At 65.1% G+C, this 13,750-nt stretch carries 14 protein-coding genes; 2 read left to right on the top strand and 12 right to left on the bottom strand.

The window, feature by feature from the left end; genetic code table 11:
* The first annotated feature begins 22 nt into the window (after positions 1-22).
* Positions 23-820 carry a TrmH family RNA methyltransferase gene (locus M529_RS32450; RefSeq protein ID WP_021317429.1) on the top strand — a complete coding sequence of 266 codons (798 nt, stop codon included), beginning with the start codon at positions 23-25 and terminating at the stop codon, positions 818-820.
* A 71-nt stretch (positions 821-891) separates the two neighbouring features.
* The gene (locus M529_RS32445; protein ID WP_031294773.1) at positions 892-2,139 is read left to right on the top strand and encodes an MFS transporter; all 1,248 of its coding nucleotides are present in this window, start codon (positions 892-894) and stop codon (positions 2,137-2,139) included.
* A gap of 262 nt (positions 2,140-2,401) precedes the next feature.
* Here M529_RS32445 and M529_RS32440 read toward each other — a convergent pair whose 3' ends face one another.
* The 12 genes from M529_RS32440 to M529_RS32385 all read right to left on the bottom strand — a co-directional run bounded on the left by M529_RS32440 (position 2,402) and on the right by M529_RS32385 (position 13,428).
* Positions 2,402-2,920, bottom strand: a complete 519-nt coding sequence (locus tag M529_RS32440; RefSeq protein ID WP_021317427.1) for a GNAT family N-acetyltransferase — start codon at positions 2,918-2,920, stop codon at positions 2,402-2,404.
* Between the two features lie 69 nt (positions 2,921-2,989).
* Positions 2,990-5,683 carry a TonB-dependent receptor plug domain-containing protein gene (locus M529_RS32435; RefSeq protein ID WP_021317426.1) on the bottom strand — a complete coding sequence of 898 codons (2,694 nt, stop codon included), beginning with the start codon at positions 5,681-5,683 and terminating at the stop codon, positions 2,990-2,992.
* Between the two features lie 338 nt (positions 5,684-6,021).
* Positions 6,022-6,390 carry a 50S ribosomal protein L19 gene (gene rplS / locus M529_RS32430; protein ID WP_021317425.1) on the bottom strand — a complete coding sequence of 123 codons (369 nt, stop codon included), beginning with the start codon at positions 6,388-6,390 and terminating at the stop codon, positions 6,022-6,024.
* Between the two features lie 14 nt (positions 6,391-6,404).
* A complete protein-coding gene (gene trmD / locus M529_RS32425; protein WP_021317424.1) occupies positions 6,405-7,136 on the bottom strand; it encodes a tRNA (guanosine(37)-N1)-methyltransferase TrmD in 732 nt (243 codons plus the stop codon).
* Entirely contained in the window at positions 7,133-7,414 is a 282-nt protein-coding gene (locus M529_RS32420) for a hypothetical protein (RefSeq protein ID WP_021317423.1), read from the bottom strand. The genes trmD and M529_RS32420 overlap by 4 nt, the downstream gene beginning before the upstream one ends.
* 46 nt (positions 7,415-7,460) lie before the next feature.
* Entirely contained in the window at positions 7,461-8,954 is a 1,494-nt protein-coding gene (locus M529_RS32415; RefSeq protein ID WP_408021270.1) for a serine hydrolase domain-containing protein, read from the bottom strand.
* Positions 8,954-9,328, bottom strand: a complete 375-nt coding sequence (locus tag M529_RS32410; protein WP_021317421.1) for a type II toxin-antitoxin system VapC family toxin — start codon at positions 9,326-9,328, stop codon at positions 8,954-8,956. The genes M529_RS32415 and M529_RS32410 overlap by 1 nt, the downstream gene beginning before the upstream one ends.
* A gap of 6 nt (positions 9,329-9,334) precedes the next feature.
* Entirely contained in the window at positions 9,335-9,622 is a 288-nt protein-coding gene (locus tag M529_RS32405) for an AbrB/MazE/SpoVT family DNA-binding domain-containing protein (protein WP_021317420.1), read from the bottom strand.
* Between the two features lie 30 nt (positions 9,623-9,652).
* Positions 9,653-10,132 (bottom strand): ribosome maturation factor RimM, encoded by a 480-nt coding sequence (gene rimM / locus M529_RS32400; RefSeq protein WP_021317419.1) that lies wholly within the window; start codon positions 10,130-10,132, stop codon positions 9,653-9,655.
* A 5-nt stretch (positions 10,133-10,137) separates the two neighbouring features.
* Positions 10,138-10,584 (bottom strand): 30S ribosomal protein S16, encoded by a 447-nt coding sequence (rpsP, locus tag M529_RS32395; RefSeq protein ID WP_021317418.1) that lies wholly within the window; start codon positions 10,582-10,584, stop codon positions 10,138-10,140.
* Between the two features lie 133 nt (positions 10,585-10,717).
* A complete protein-coding gene (gene ffh / locus M529_RS32390; RefSeq protein ID WP_021317417.1) occupies positions 10,718-12,196 on the bottom strand; it encodes a signal recognition particle protein in 1,479 nt (492 codons plus the stop codon).
* Between the two features lie 242 nt (positions 12,197-12,438).
* Positions 12,439-13,428, bottom strand: coding sequence for an acyltransferase family protein (locus M529_RS32385; protein ID WP_084490974.1), 990 nt, complete (start codon positions 13,426-13,428; stop codon positions 12,439-12,441).
* Between the last annotated feature and the right edge of the window lie 322 nt (positions 13,429-13,750).

The following is a 13,750-nucleotide window of genomic DNA, read 5'->3' as shown; positions in this document are numbered from 1 at the left end:
CGTCGAGGGACATGAGGCAGAATTGGCGCGCGAGATCACCGGATTTTCCAACCCGCTGGTGAAGCGCGTCCGGTCGCTGCGGGAAAAGAAGTTCCGCAAGGCCGAGGGCCTGTTCCTGGCCGAAGGGCTGCGCATCCTGACCGAGGCACGCGAGGAAGGCGTGCTGCCGGAGATGCTGTTCCATGCCGGCTCGTCCCACCCGCTCGCGGTGGAGCTGATCGCGGCGATGGAGGCGGCCGGCGGGGACGTCATCGAAACGACGCCCGACATCCTCTCCAAGATTTCCGGCAAGGACAATCCGCAGGCAGTGGTGGGCGTCTATCGCGACCGGCTGACGCCGCTGGAGCGGCTCGACCGGACAAAGGCCGACATCTGGATCGTCGCGCAGTCGCTGCGCGATCCCGGCAATCTGGGCACCATATTGCGGACCGGCGACGCGGTTGGCGCGGGCGGGCTGATCCTGGTCGACGATTGCGTCGACCCCTTCTCCGTGGAGTCGGTGCGGGCCAGCATGGGCGCGCTATTCACCCAGTCGATCACTCTGGCGCGCTGGGACGAATTCCTCGCCTGGCTGCGGCAAGGGCCGGGGCAGCTGATCGGCACCAGCCTCAAGGCGACGCAGGATTACCAGGAACCGCGCTACGAAAGTCCCAGCTTTCTGCTGGTGGGCAATGAGGCGCAGGGCCTGCCGGAATCCTATGAGGCGCAATGCGACCTGCTGGTCAAGATGCCGATGCGGGGCAAGGCCGACAGTCTGAACGCAGCGGTGGCATGCGCCGTCATGGCCTATGAGCTGTTGAACCAGAGGCGAAGAATGTAATTCCGTCATCATGGCGAAATGACGAATTTTGGGGGACGACGAGGGTGACAGAGACGGACGGCATCGGCGCGATGTGGCGCCACAAGCGGGTGCTGGCGGCGAGCCTGATCGGCACCGCGGTCGAATTCTACGATTTCTACATCTATGCGACGGCCGCCAGCCTGATCTTCCCCGCGCTCTTCTTCCCCTCCTCCTCGCCCACGGCGCAGCTCATGGCGTCCTATGGCAGCCTCGCCCTCGCCTTCCTCGCCCGGCCGCTCGGGGCGGCGATCTTCGGCCATTATGGCGACCGCATCGGCCGAAAGGCGACTCTGGTCATATCGCTGATGCTGATGGGCGGGTCGACGCTCGCCATCGGTTTCCTGCCCACCTACGCGCAGATCGGCTGGTGGGCGCCGCTGATCCTGTGCCTGCTACGCTTCGGCCAGGGGCTCGGCCTCGGCGGCGAATGGGGCGGCGCGGCGCTGCTGGCGGTGGAGAACGCTCCACCGGGATGGCGCGCACGCTTCGGCATGTTCCCGCAGCTGGGCGCGCCGGTGGGCTTCATCGCCGCCAACGGGCTGTTCCTGCTGCTGGGCCTCGTCCTGTCCGATGCGGACTTCTTCGCCTGGGGCTGGCGCCTGCCCTTCCTGGGCAGCGCGGTGCTGGTCGTGCTGGGGCTGTGGATCCGGCTGAAGCTCACCGAGACGCCCGAATTCGCCGCCGCCAAGGCGGAGGCGCCGCCGCCCGCCGTGCCGCTCGCGACCCTGCTGTCGACGCATCTGGGTGCGGCCATCGCCGGCACCTTCGCGGTCGTGTGCTGCTTTGCGATCTACTATATCGCGACCGCCTTCGCGCTCGGCTATGGCACGACGGCACTGAAGATCGACCGGGAGATCTTCCTCGCCATCCAGCTGGGCGCGATCCTGTTCATGGCGCTGTCGATCGTGCTCGCGGGCTGGTGGGCCGACCGCACCAGCCCGACGCGGGTGCTGAGCTGGGGCTGCGTCGGCACGGTCGCCATGGGGCTGGTCTTCGGCCCGGCCATGGGCACGGGGGCGCTGCTGCCGCTGTTCCTGATCCTCAGCCTGGCGCTGTTCCTGATGGGATTCGTCTACGGGCCGCTGGGCGCCTATCTGCCCGCCCTATTCCCGGTGCAGCTGCGCTATACCGGCGCGTCCTTCTCCTTCAACCTGGGCGGGATCATCGGCGGCGCGCTGGCGCCGATCGTCGCGACCTGGCTGATCGCCATGCAGGGAGTGGCGCTGGTCGGCCTCTACATGTCGGCGGCGGCAGCGATCAGCCTTGCGGGGCTGTGGTGGACGAGCCGGCACGCCTGAATCCGCGAAGTTCACACCGTTGCAGGCGCCAAATTCCACGAAACGTCTTGCGAAATCCGCGCTGCCGGATTTGCGAAGTGGTGAAGTTCACACCGTCGCACGGGTGCTCCGGTCCTCCTGCGGGAAAGCCTATATCCACCGTAGAAAGAGCGGGGCCGGCATAGCATGGGCGGATGCGAGTAGGACAGCGCAACCCGCTCCGGATTCCTTGTTTTCCGCGATTTCTTAACCAGCGATCGGTTCCGATCGCTTGGAAATCGCTCTATCCGATCGCCTTGCGCATCAGGATCAACGGCACGCCGCTGTCCTGGAACGGGCGCACCTCCTCGAAACCGAAGCTGCGGTAGAGCGGCACCCCGGCCATGGTGGCGGACAGCTCCAGCGCGGCATAGCCTTCGGCGCGCGCCGCCGCCTCGCAGAGCGAGAGGATGAGCGTGCCGACGCCCTTCCGCACATGATCGGGATGGGTGTACATCGCCCGCACCTTTGCGGCCTCTGTGGCCGGGTCGAGCAGCCGGTCGTCCCGCCCGGCGCTATGATTGCCGCCATAGGGCGTGGCACGCCGGCTCCAGCCGCCGCAGCCGGCGAGCTGCCCCGCATCCTCGATCACGAAATAGGTGCCGTCGGCGATGAGTCGGCTGTCGAGGCCCATGAAGCCGTGGCTGGCCTTGACCTGCTCGGGCGTCAGGAAATCGCGTTGCAGATGCTCGATCGCCAGCAGCATGACGGCGGAGAGCGCGGCTTCGTCGACAGCGGTGGCGAGGCGATGGCTGAGCGGCATGCGGCCTTCCTTCAATGGGAACGGCCGGCCCCACCAGGGACCGGCCGCACCGTTTCGATGGAAACAGGATCAGAACTTGAAGCCGACCTTCGCGTACCAGAACCCGCCGTTGAAGCCGAAGGGCGAAACGTCGGGGTAGATGTCGCCCGTGAAACGCCCGCCCGTCGACGCATAGACGGGTCCAAGGCCGCCGGCGCGATTGTCGAACTTGTCGGGATAGTTACTGAAGAGGTTCTGCACGCCCGCCGTCAGCGTGAAGCTGTCGTTGAGCTGATAGCTTGCCTCCACGTCGAACACGAACTCGCTGCCGAAAGTCTGCTGCACGTAGCTGGCGCCGTTCAGGCCAGCGCCATCGTCGAACACCTTGTACTTGCCGTACCAGTTCATGCGACCGAGTACCGAGAACGGGCCGGAAGACCAGTTTTCGGTCAGGATCAAACGCGTCTTGGGCAGCGTGTTTTCCAGCTGCATGATCCGCGTGTCGCTGATGATCGGCGAGTCGGTTTCGGGGTCGATCCCGACCCGGATCACCTTGGTCTTGTTGTAGTTGAAGGCCAGGGTGGTGTTGAAGGTTCCCATGCTGTCGGTCGTGAACCGATAGCTGCCGACGACGTCGATGCCCTGCGTGCGGGTGTCGAAGGCATTTGTCAGGAACTGCACTTCATTGACGGTCGCATAGTTGGCGAGGCCCAGCGCCTGGAGTTCCGGACGCTGGTCATCCGTGATGACGCGCGATCCGGTGGTGCCGATCCGGTCCTTCACCTTGATGTTGTAATAGTCGATCGTCAGCGAGGCGCCCGGGGCCGGCGTGAACACCGCGCCGCCCGAGAAGCTGACCGATTCTTCGGGGCTGAGCGGAACCGCACCCAGATATTGCGCAACGGGGCTCGCCACCGGCAGCGTCATGAATTCGATCGCGTTCGGATTGCCCGGATTGAAGGTGGTCGCGATGCTGCTGGTGTTGGTCTGGCCGGGCGTGGGCGCGCGGAAGCCCGTCGCGACCGTGCCACGAAGCGCGAAGATGTCCGGCACGATGGCATAGCGCGCCGACACCTTGCCGGTGGTCGAGTTGCCGAAGTCGGACAGATGCTCGTAGCGACCGGCAACGCCGAGCGAGAACTGCTCGGTGATGTCGCCTTCGATGTCGATGTAAAGACCCTTGGAATTGCGGCTGCTTTCGCCCGCGATCGCCGGACCGTAGCCGGGGAAGCCGTTGGCGCCGACGGGCAGCGCGATCGACAGCTGCGAGCCGTCCGGGTTCAGGACCGGGGTACCGTCCTGATGGAAGACCAGATTGCCGGTGTACGGCCCGATCGCATAGGAAGCAGGATCGCCAAGGCCAAGCTCATAAGACTCCCGGAAATACTGGCCGCCAAAGGCGATCGTGATCGGGCTGGCGAAGCCGACTTCCCAAGGATAGCTGAAGTCCGCGTTGAACAGCGTTTCGCGCTGTTCCAGCTTACCCAGGTAGAATTCGGTCGGCGACGCGATGCCCAGAGACGGGTTCATCGTGCCGTTCATCGTGTATTTCAGCGTCGACTGGCCATAGCTGCCGGAAATGTCGTAGTTCAGACCGAAACCGAGCGTGCCCTTGTAACCCGCGGTACCGGAAATATCGTCGATCTTGCCGAAGAAGATCGGCGTGAAGCCGCCGGGATAGACGCAGCTCCAGTTCTGGACGAGGGGGTCGGAGCAAGTCGAGACCTGCGTATAGTCGCGTGCCGCCACGGAATAGCCGTTGGGCGCGTAGACATTGCCGCCCGCCGCGCCGGTCTGAATGCCGGGCCGCGTATTGTCGAAATCGGTGAAATAGTCGGCGAAAATTCCGTTCAGGCCGAAGTCGGCGGAATTGACCGACTGGCGATAGTTGAAGCTTTCCTCCTGGAAGCTGTGACCGTAGTTGCCGAAGAAATAGATGCTGCTGTCATCGCCCAGATCGAAACCGCCGTTCACGAAGAAGCGGTACGATTCCATCTCCGGATTGCCGTAGCGCTGCGCCAGCTTGGGCACGCCGATGTTCGGCTGTTCCTGCGACAATTGCAGTGCGCCGGGGCGGGTGACGCCGCGGCTGGTCTTGCCCGCATTCACATATTCGCCGCTGATGTTGATGAAGCCGCTGTCGCCAAGCTTGAAACCGCCATTCAGCGCGACCTGATAGTCCTCGCCGTCGCCACGATAATATTGGCCATAGCGTGCATAGCCGGAAAGCCCGTCCGCATCGTCGCGAAGGCCCATGTTGATGACGCCCGCGATGGCGTCCGATCCATATTGCGCAGACGCGCCGTCGCGCAGGACTTCCACGCTCTTGATGGCAATCGCCGGGATCTGCGCAAGGTCCGCCGAGTGAGCGCCCGCAGACTGGGCGTTGGCGCCAATCTGCACCAATGCGGAACGATGCATGCGCTTGCCATTGACCAGCACCAGCGTCTGGTCCGGCGCGAGGCCGCGCAGGTTGGGCGGGCGCACGAAAGACGAGCCGTCGCCGATCGCATAACGCGCCACGGAGAAGGACGGCACCAGATTCTGGATCACCTGGTTCATGTCGGCAACGCCCTGCTTCTGCAGTTCCTCGCCACTGTAGACGTCGATCGGCGTCGGGGATTCCGCAACCGTGCGGTCGGTACGGCGGGTGCCGGTGACGATGATCGTCTGACCGGGCGCTTCATCAGCGGCCTGTGGAGCATTGTCCTGAGCGACGGCAGGCACTGAATAGATCAATGCGGCCGCGAGAGCGCCTTTGGAAATAAAACCCTGAAACTTCATGAAAAAGCCCCCTAGTATTTCTTTTGTAGAGGCCTTTTTCGACATCCTCGTTATTTTTTTACAGTGCCACCCAGAAAATTCACATGCATATCCGGCACCGAAACCATGCGGTTTCAGTATGAACCCTGCCGAGTAACATCTGGAAACGGAAGGCTGACACAAATCCGCCATGGGGCAAACGGATTTTGAATCGCGTCGACAAATCCCTGCACCTCGCCATCGCGAAAGAGGATCGACAACGATGTCATATCATTGAAACACAAAGAAAAAGGCGGCACCCGGAGGGGGCGCCGCCTGTCTCTTTTTTACAACTGTCAAGGACAGTTTTTACCGAACGATCAATCCTCGCTGCGGACGTCGCGGCGCTCGGCGATGCGGGCGCGCTTGCCGGTGCGGCCACGCAGATAATAGAGCTTGGCACGGCGCACGACGCCGCGGCGGACGACGGTGATCGAATCGATGTTCGGCGAATAGAGGGGGAACACGCGCTCCACGCCCTCGCCGAACGAAATCTTGCGAACGGTGAAGTTGCTGCCCATGCCCTTGTTGGAGCGGGCGATGCACACGCCTTCATAGTTCTGGACGCGGCTGCGGTCGCCTTCGACGACCTTCACGCCGACGCGCAGCGTATCGCCCGGGCGGAAATCCGGGATGTCCCTGGCGAGGGCCGCGATGTTCTCGGCCTCGATCTGCTGGATCAGGTTCATTGCACTCAAAGTCCCTAGTCTTCGCGTTGCGCGCCAGAGGGCGGCTGGTCCCGAACGCCGATATGGCGTTCCCAAAGGTCCGGCCGCCTTAGCCGTGTATCTGCCTCCGCCCTTTGTTTCCGCCAGGCGGCGATCTTCGCATGATCCCCCGATCGCAACACTTCGGGGATCGTGCGCCCTTCCCATTCTACGGGCCGGGTATAGTGCGGATATTCGAGAAGGCCGCTTTCGAAGCTCTCATCATCCCCGCTGGAAGGCGCGCCCATTACACCGGGCAGCAGCCGGATGCAAGCGTCCAGCAGCATCAGCGCGCCCATTTCGCCGCCCGACAGGATGATGTCGCCCATGCTGACCGGCTCGATCGGGCGAGCGTCGAAGATCCGCTCGTCGAATCCCTCGAACCGGCCGCACAGGATAGTCGCGCCCGGCCCCGCCGCGAGCGCCCTCACGCGCGCCTGGGTGATCGGCGCGCCGCGCGGCGTCATGGCAAGGACCGGGAGGTCGGGGCGGCGCTCCAGTGCGTGATCGACCGCCAGCCCGAGGATGTCGGCGCGCAGCACCATGCCCGCACCACCGCCCGCGGGCGTGTCGTCGACAGTGCGGTGCCGGTCGGTCGCGAAGTCGCGGATGTGGATGGGGTCGCAGGCCCATTTCCCCTCCGCCAGCGCGCGGCCCGCCAGCGACAGGCCGAGCGGACCGGGGAACATCTCCGGATAGAGCGTCAGGATCTGGGCGGTGAAGGTCATGCGCGGCGGGCGCGCAGCCAGGCGATGGCCATGCCGGCGGCGAGGCAGAGCATCCCACAGACCAGCAAGGCGAGGCCGAGCGCCAGCAGCAGGTCGGCAAAGGGTTCGCGCGGACGCAGCAGCGCCGGCAGCAGGAAGAGCAGCGGCAGCGGAACGACGAGCGACAGGCCGGTCGCCACCTTGATACGCCGCGACCATGCGATCCCGAACAGGCGCCAGCCGGCCGCGACCAGGAAGAGCAGATAGGCGCCAAGCAGGATTTTCGGGACGAACGGCATCGGCCGCGCTTAGGCGAAGCGCGCCTCCGCGTCCAGTTCCGGCCGATCAGGGCGCCTTCATCTCCAGCTTCAGTTCCTGTATCTGCGCGGTCCTTGTGGGTGCCAGCAGCAGCGTGCCCGCCACCCTGCCCTTGTCGCAATCCCAGGTGAACCGGCCCGACAGATTGCCGGTCGCCTCGACCGGCCCATCCGTGCGGCAGGCACCCGCCTCCCCCTTGAGCGCGGCGAGGGACTTCGCCCAATGATCGGCGTCGCGATCCATCAGGAAGTTCATCGCCAGCGCTTCCTTCGCCGCAAGGACGTCACCCGCGGCATAGATGCGCCCGGCCGCGGCATAGGCCTCCGCCAGCAGCGGCGTCACCGGCCGCTGCCGTGCGACCAGTGCGCCGGCCCGTTGCAACGCGACGGCCGCGTCCCAGGCCGGCCCGGCGCCGCCATTATAGGTCCGGTTGGTGAAGACGAAGATGCCCACGCCATAGTCCGGCATGAGCATCACATGGCTGCCATAGCCGGGATAGCCGCCGCCATGCGCCAGGGTAAGGCCGAGGTCGCAATCCTGCGCCACGCGCATCGCGAAGCCGTAGGCGGCCGCCTGCCGGCATGCGGCGGGACCGCTCTTGCCGTTGCGCTGGGCGAGCGCGACGAAGTTGCTTCCCTCCGCCAGCATGCGGACCGAGGCGCGGGACACCGGCCCAGCCTCCGCATCGTCGCGCGGCGGCCAGGCGGACAGCAGGAAGGCGATCCATCGCGCGTAATCGCTGGCGCTGGTCTGGAGGCCGCCCATCGCCCCGAAGGCGCCGTCGGCCATGGTCGGCTCGACCTTCCACCGCCCGTCCTCCCAGCGATAGCCGATAGCGCGCCGCTCGACCGGCCATTCGGACACCTGATAGCCGCTCGACGCCATGCCCAGCGGACCGAGCAGGTTGCGCTCGACATAGCTGCGGTAGGGCATGCCCGAGACGTTGGCGATGATCCGGCCGAGCACGGCATAGCCGAAGTTGGAATATTCATAATGGGTCGCCGGGGCGGCGCTCAGCGGAACGCCCTGCGCCAGCATCTTCGTGAAGTCGGCGTCGGGCAGCGGCGTCTGGCGGTCGCCCCAGGGATTGTCGTCGACCAAGCCGGCGCTGTGGGTCAGCAGGTCGCGGATGCGGATGCGCGGGCTGTCCTTCGTCGGATAGGTCCAGCCGCGCATTTCCGGCACATATTTTTCGGCGAGGTCGTCGAGCGAAAGCCGGCCCTCTTCCCGCAGTTTCAGGATCGACAGCGCGGTGAACGCCTTGGTCATGGACGCGATGCGGAACAGGCTGTCGGGCGTGACCGGACGGCTGTGGACCAGATCCTGCACGCCGAAGCCCTTCACATGGACGAGCCGTCCATTGGCGACGATGCCATAGACCAGGCCGGGGGTGTGGCTTTCGACCTGAAAGTCGGAAAAGAGGCGGTCGATCGCCGGGATGGCAGCGGCGATCTTCTTCTCGTCGGCAGCATGGGCGGCGGGGGCTGCAAGGAACAGTAGCAGGATAGCGACCAGGCGCATCATATCGTCCAATCCTCCACCTTCAAATCCGGGACATCGTCGAAATCGGCGACATTGTGCGTCACGAATGTCAGATCGAGCGACAGGGCGTGTGCCGCAATGAGCCGGTCGAAACTTCCCCGCTTGATGGGCAGGCTGCCGTACATGTCGGCCGCGGCATCATCGAACGGCAGGACAGGCATTTGCGCAACCAGTAGTTGCAATGCACCGCGGTCCGGCTGCCTCCCCCGATTGCTGCCCAGTATCAGTTCGGCATAGGTAATCGCCGACAGGGCGATCTCGCCTTGAGACGTCTCCGACACGCGGCGGATCAACCCGCGATGCGTGCCGGAGAACAGGTAGATGCAGCAATTGGTATCGAGCAGATAGCGCACTGGCGATCAGGGCCGGTCGTTGTCCGGCGACGATCCGTCCAGCAGATGCCAATCGCGCGGGCTGTCGTCGAAATCGCGTTCTTCCCGCGTCAGCGGCTTGAGCCAGGGCATCGAGCCGACAATCCCGGTCAGGTCGATCTTGCGCGGGGCAAGGTCGGCAGGCTCGAACATGTACCTGCCATGCTCCTCGCGCACGGTCATCTCCATGCCTTCCTTCAGGCCGAGCGCCTTGGGCAGGCGCAGAGCCAGGCTGTTGCCCGACTTGAAGACCTTGGCCCTATACTCCTCGCTCATGGCGGCTCCCGTATATACGGGATGTATATACTATTGCGCGAAGACCGAGTCAATGACGGCGCGGTCGTCCTCCAGCGTCACGGCATGCATGGGGGCCATGAAGCGCTTGCCGGTCGGGCGCTCGACCTCGACGATGTCGCCCGCGCCGAAATTCTCGACCGCGACGATCGCGCCCAGCGCCTCGCCCTCGCTCGACGTGCAGGGCAGGCCAATGAGGTCGGCATGATAATATTCGCCCTCCGCCAGCGGCGGCAGGGCGGATCGCGGGACGGTGAGTTCCGTGCCGCGCAGCGCTTCGGCGGCGCTGCGGTCGCCGATCTCGGCGAAGCGCGCAACCGCGCCATTGGGGCCGGGACGCACCGACTTCAAAGTCAGGCTGCGCCCCGCCACCGTGAAACCCGTATAGCGTTTGAGGCTCTCTACCCCTTCGCCAAAAAGCTTCAGACGGACTTCGCCCGTCACTCCATGCGCGCCGACGATGACGGCGAGAGTGACGGGCTTGTCGGTCAAGTCGCTCAGCCCTCGGCCTGCTCGGCAGCGGCTTCCTCGGCGGGAGCCTCTTCGGCAGGGGCCTCAGCCGGAGCCTTGGCGGCTTCCTCGGCGGCCTTGCGGGCCTCTTCGGCCTCGGCCAGCTTGGCCGCGCGGTCTTCAGCGCGCTCCTTGGCCTTCTTGCCGGGCTCGCCCTTCTGCGGGTTGTTGCGGGCGGCGCGCTCCTTCACGCCGGCGGCGTCGAGGAAGCGGGCGACGCGGTCGGTCGGCTGCGCGCCGACCTCGACCCAGTGCTTCGCGCGCTCGACGTTCAGCACGACGCGCTTCTCGTCATCCTTGGCGAGCAGCGGGTTGAAGCTGCCGATGCGCTCGATGAACGCGCCGTCGCGGGGCGAGCGGCTGTCGGCCACCACGATCTTGTAATAGGGGCGCTTCTTGGAACCGCCGCGCGAGAGACGGATGGACGTTGCCATAAAACCTGACCTTACCTTTCTGACTAACTTGCTTAACCGTTGATCCTGTTCCGTCATCCCAGCGAAAGCTGGGATCTCCCTTCCCCTTTTGAAGAAGTGGGATCCCAGCTTTCGCTGGGATGACGGGGTTGCTTCACTTCTTCATGAAATTCTGAAAGCCGGGCGGCAGGTTGGGCATGTTGCCCAGTCCCGGAAGCCCGCCGAGGCCGCCGCCCAAGTCGGGCGCGCCGCCGGGGCCGCCCGCTCCGCCGGCGCCGCCCAGGCCGCCCATCCCGCCACCGCCGAACATCTTGGCCAGCCCCTTGAGGCCGCCCATCTTGCGGATCTTCTTCATGGCCGTCTCCATCTCCTGGTGCATCTTCAGGAGGCGGTTGACGTCCTGCACCGTGGTGCCGGAACCCTTGGCGATGCGGATCTTGCGCTTGGCGTTGATCAGCGCGGGCTTCTCCCGCTCCTTGGGCGTCATCGAGCCGATCATGGCATCGAGGTGGAGCAGGGTCTTGTCGTTGGCACCGCTGTTCGCCATCGCCGCCTGGGCCTTCTTGAGGCCGGGGATCATGCCGGCGAGCACGCCCAGCCCGCCCATGCGGCGCATCTGATTGAGCTGCGCGCGCAGGTCGTTCATGTCGAACTGGCCCTTCGCCATCTTCTTGGCGAGCTTGTCGGCTTCCTCCGCGTCGATCGCCTCGGCCGCCTTCTCGACCAGCGAGACGACGTCGCCCATGCCCAGGATGCGCTGCGCCACGCGTGCGGGGTGGAAGGGCTCGATCGCGTCGAGCTTTTCGCCGGTGCCGGCGAACTTGATCGGCCGGCCGGTGACGGCGCGCATCGAGAGCGCCGCGCCGCCCCGTGCGTCGCCGTCCATGCGGGTCAGCACCACGCCGGTCAGCGGCACCTGCGCCGAGAAGCTGGTCGCGACGTTGACCGCGTCCTGGCCGGTCAGCGAGTCGACCACCAGCAGGATCTCCGCCGGATCGGCGACGTCGGCCACGGCCTTCATCTCGTCCATCAGCGCCTGGTCGACATGGAGGCGGCCGGCGGTGTCGAGCATCACCACGTCGAAGCCCTGGAGCTTCGCCGACTGGAGCGCGCGGCGGGCGATGTCGACCGGCTGCTGCCCGGCCACGATCGGCAGGGTTGCCACATCGGCCTGGGTGCCGAGCACAGCAAGCTGTTCCTGCGCGGCGGGGCGCTGGACGTCGAGCGACGCCATCAGCACCTTCTTGCGCTCCTTGTCCTTCAGGCGCTTGGCGATCTTGGCGGTGGAGGTCGTCTTGCCCGACCCCTGCAGGCCGACCATCATGATGACGGCGGGCGGGGTGACGTCGATCAGCAGGTCGCTGGTTTCGGAACCCAGCGTCTCGGTCAGCGTGTCGGAGACGATCTTGACGACCATCTGGCCCGGCGTGACGGAGCGCAGCACGTCGCTGCCCACCGCACGCTCGGTCGCCTGGTCGACGAACTGGCGGACGACCGGCAGCGCCACGTCGGCCTCCAGCAGCGCGACTCGCACCTCGCGCATCGCGGCGCGGACGTCATCCTCCGTGAGTGCACCGCGCCCCCGCAGCTTGTCGAACACCCCGCCCAGACGATCGCTTAGCGAATCGAACATCGAACACCTCTAAACCGGAGCGTCATGCCCCGCTGAAAACACTCGTATCCCCAAACGACAAAACCGCCGGCGGGCGAAACCTCGCCGGCCAGCGTCCATCCGATGCCCCACCTGGGCGTCCTGGAGTCGTCAGAGTCGAACGGCACGCCGCCCTATTCTGGGAGCGCCCTTAGGGGAAAGCACCGGAAAGCGCAAGCGACGACAATCGAATCGCCGCCAGCTTGAAGTGGCAGGGGCACGTCCTACTTGGCCGCTGTCGCCAGCCTTGGACCGAACCACCCGCCGAGGCGCCTGGTCGTCGCCAGCGCCGCCGTCACGCCAATTGCTATCAGGACGCACAGCGCGACCCCCGCCGCCACGGAATAACCCCACCGATGCAGCAACTGAAGCACGGGGAACTGTATCGCGTAGAGCGGAAAGGATAAGGCCCCCAAATACTCGCCCAACCGTCCGCCCGCAGCGGACAGGCCCGCGCTGAGCACCAGCGGGCTGATCAGGAATATGAAAAGGAGGTCGGCCCATCCGCTCTCGACATCCAGCGCCCAGATGCCAGCGAAATAGGCTGGCAGAGCGGCGAACGTCAGCCATTGGGGCAGCCAGAACGGCGCTTTGTCGCCCAACCAGCGCCAGAGCACGATACCGAGGGTATAACTGAACAAGACGCGCGGAAGGGCGTCCATCAACGTTTTGGGCGTCGACCCCACATCAATGCCCCGCGGCAGCGCGATCATGGCCAATATGGCGCCCAGCGGGAAGAGCGCCTTGACCAACGTAGATGTGCGCGTCCGGCGAAAGACAAGATGATGCAGCAGATTCGCGATGAGTTCAAACAGGATCGACCAGGCCGCGATGTTGAGCGGAAACGCATTCTGCCCCGCAAGAACCGGCACCATCAGCATGTTCAAGATGGCTATCTCGATCCAGATGTCCGGCATCGTCTGCCGCAGCAGGATGAGGCCGAAAGCGCCACCGATGACCATGGCGGGGTACAGCCGGGACAGACGAGCGTCGAGGAATACGCTCCAGCTCATGCCAGCGGCAAAGCGTGTTTCGTAGGTGCGCGCCATGACATAGCCCGAAAGAGCGAAGAAGAAATCCACGGCGAGATAAGCCTTGCCCACGCCAAATCCGTGGTCGTAGACGACAGTGGCGTGGAAGATCATGACGCTGGCAGCGGCTATGCCGCGCAGGGTATCCAAACCCGGAAGTCTGCCAGCTGCCTTTCCCGCCATATGATTTACCTAATATCCCGCACTTAATAGGCATTTAACGCTGGTGGAAAGAGATCGGCGGGCAACCACCGGCCGACACGCACACCCCGTTCATTGCGCCGCAGTTCAAACTGGCTCCGGTCGCGAGAGCATGATAGTCATGCCAGCCGCTTGAATGCCGAGGCCGTTTCGTTCTGGTTGGGCTTTCGGAGCAGACCGGGCGCGAGAATATGCAAGGCCGAGCGTCCGCTCAGTCTGTTCCGGTAACCCCTGCGCAATCTGGGCGGGCGCGCCGACGATAAAAGTTGCAGGGGGAGCCTTCCGAACCATGTCCTGGACACGC

It is taken from the genome of Sphingobium ummariense RL-3, from assembly GCF_000447205.1.
Taxonomy (GTDB): Bacteria; Pseudomonadota; Alphaproteobacteria; order Sphingomonadales; family Sphingomonadaceae; genus Sphingobium; species Sphingobium ummariense.
Note: the sequence above shows the minus strand (reverse complement) of the source record. Positions and strands in the feature narration are given on the sequence as shown.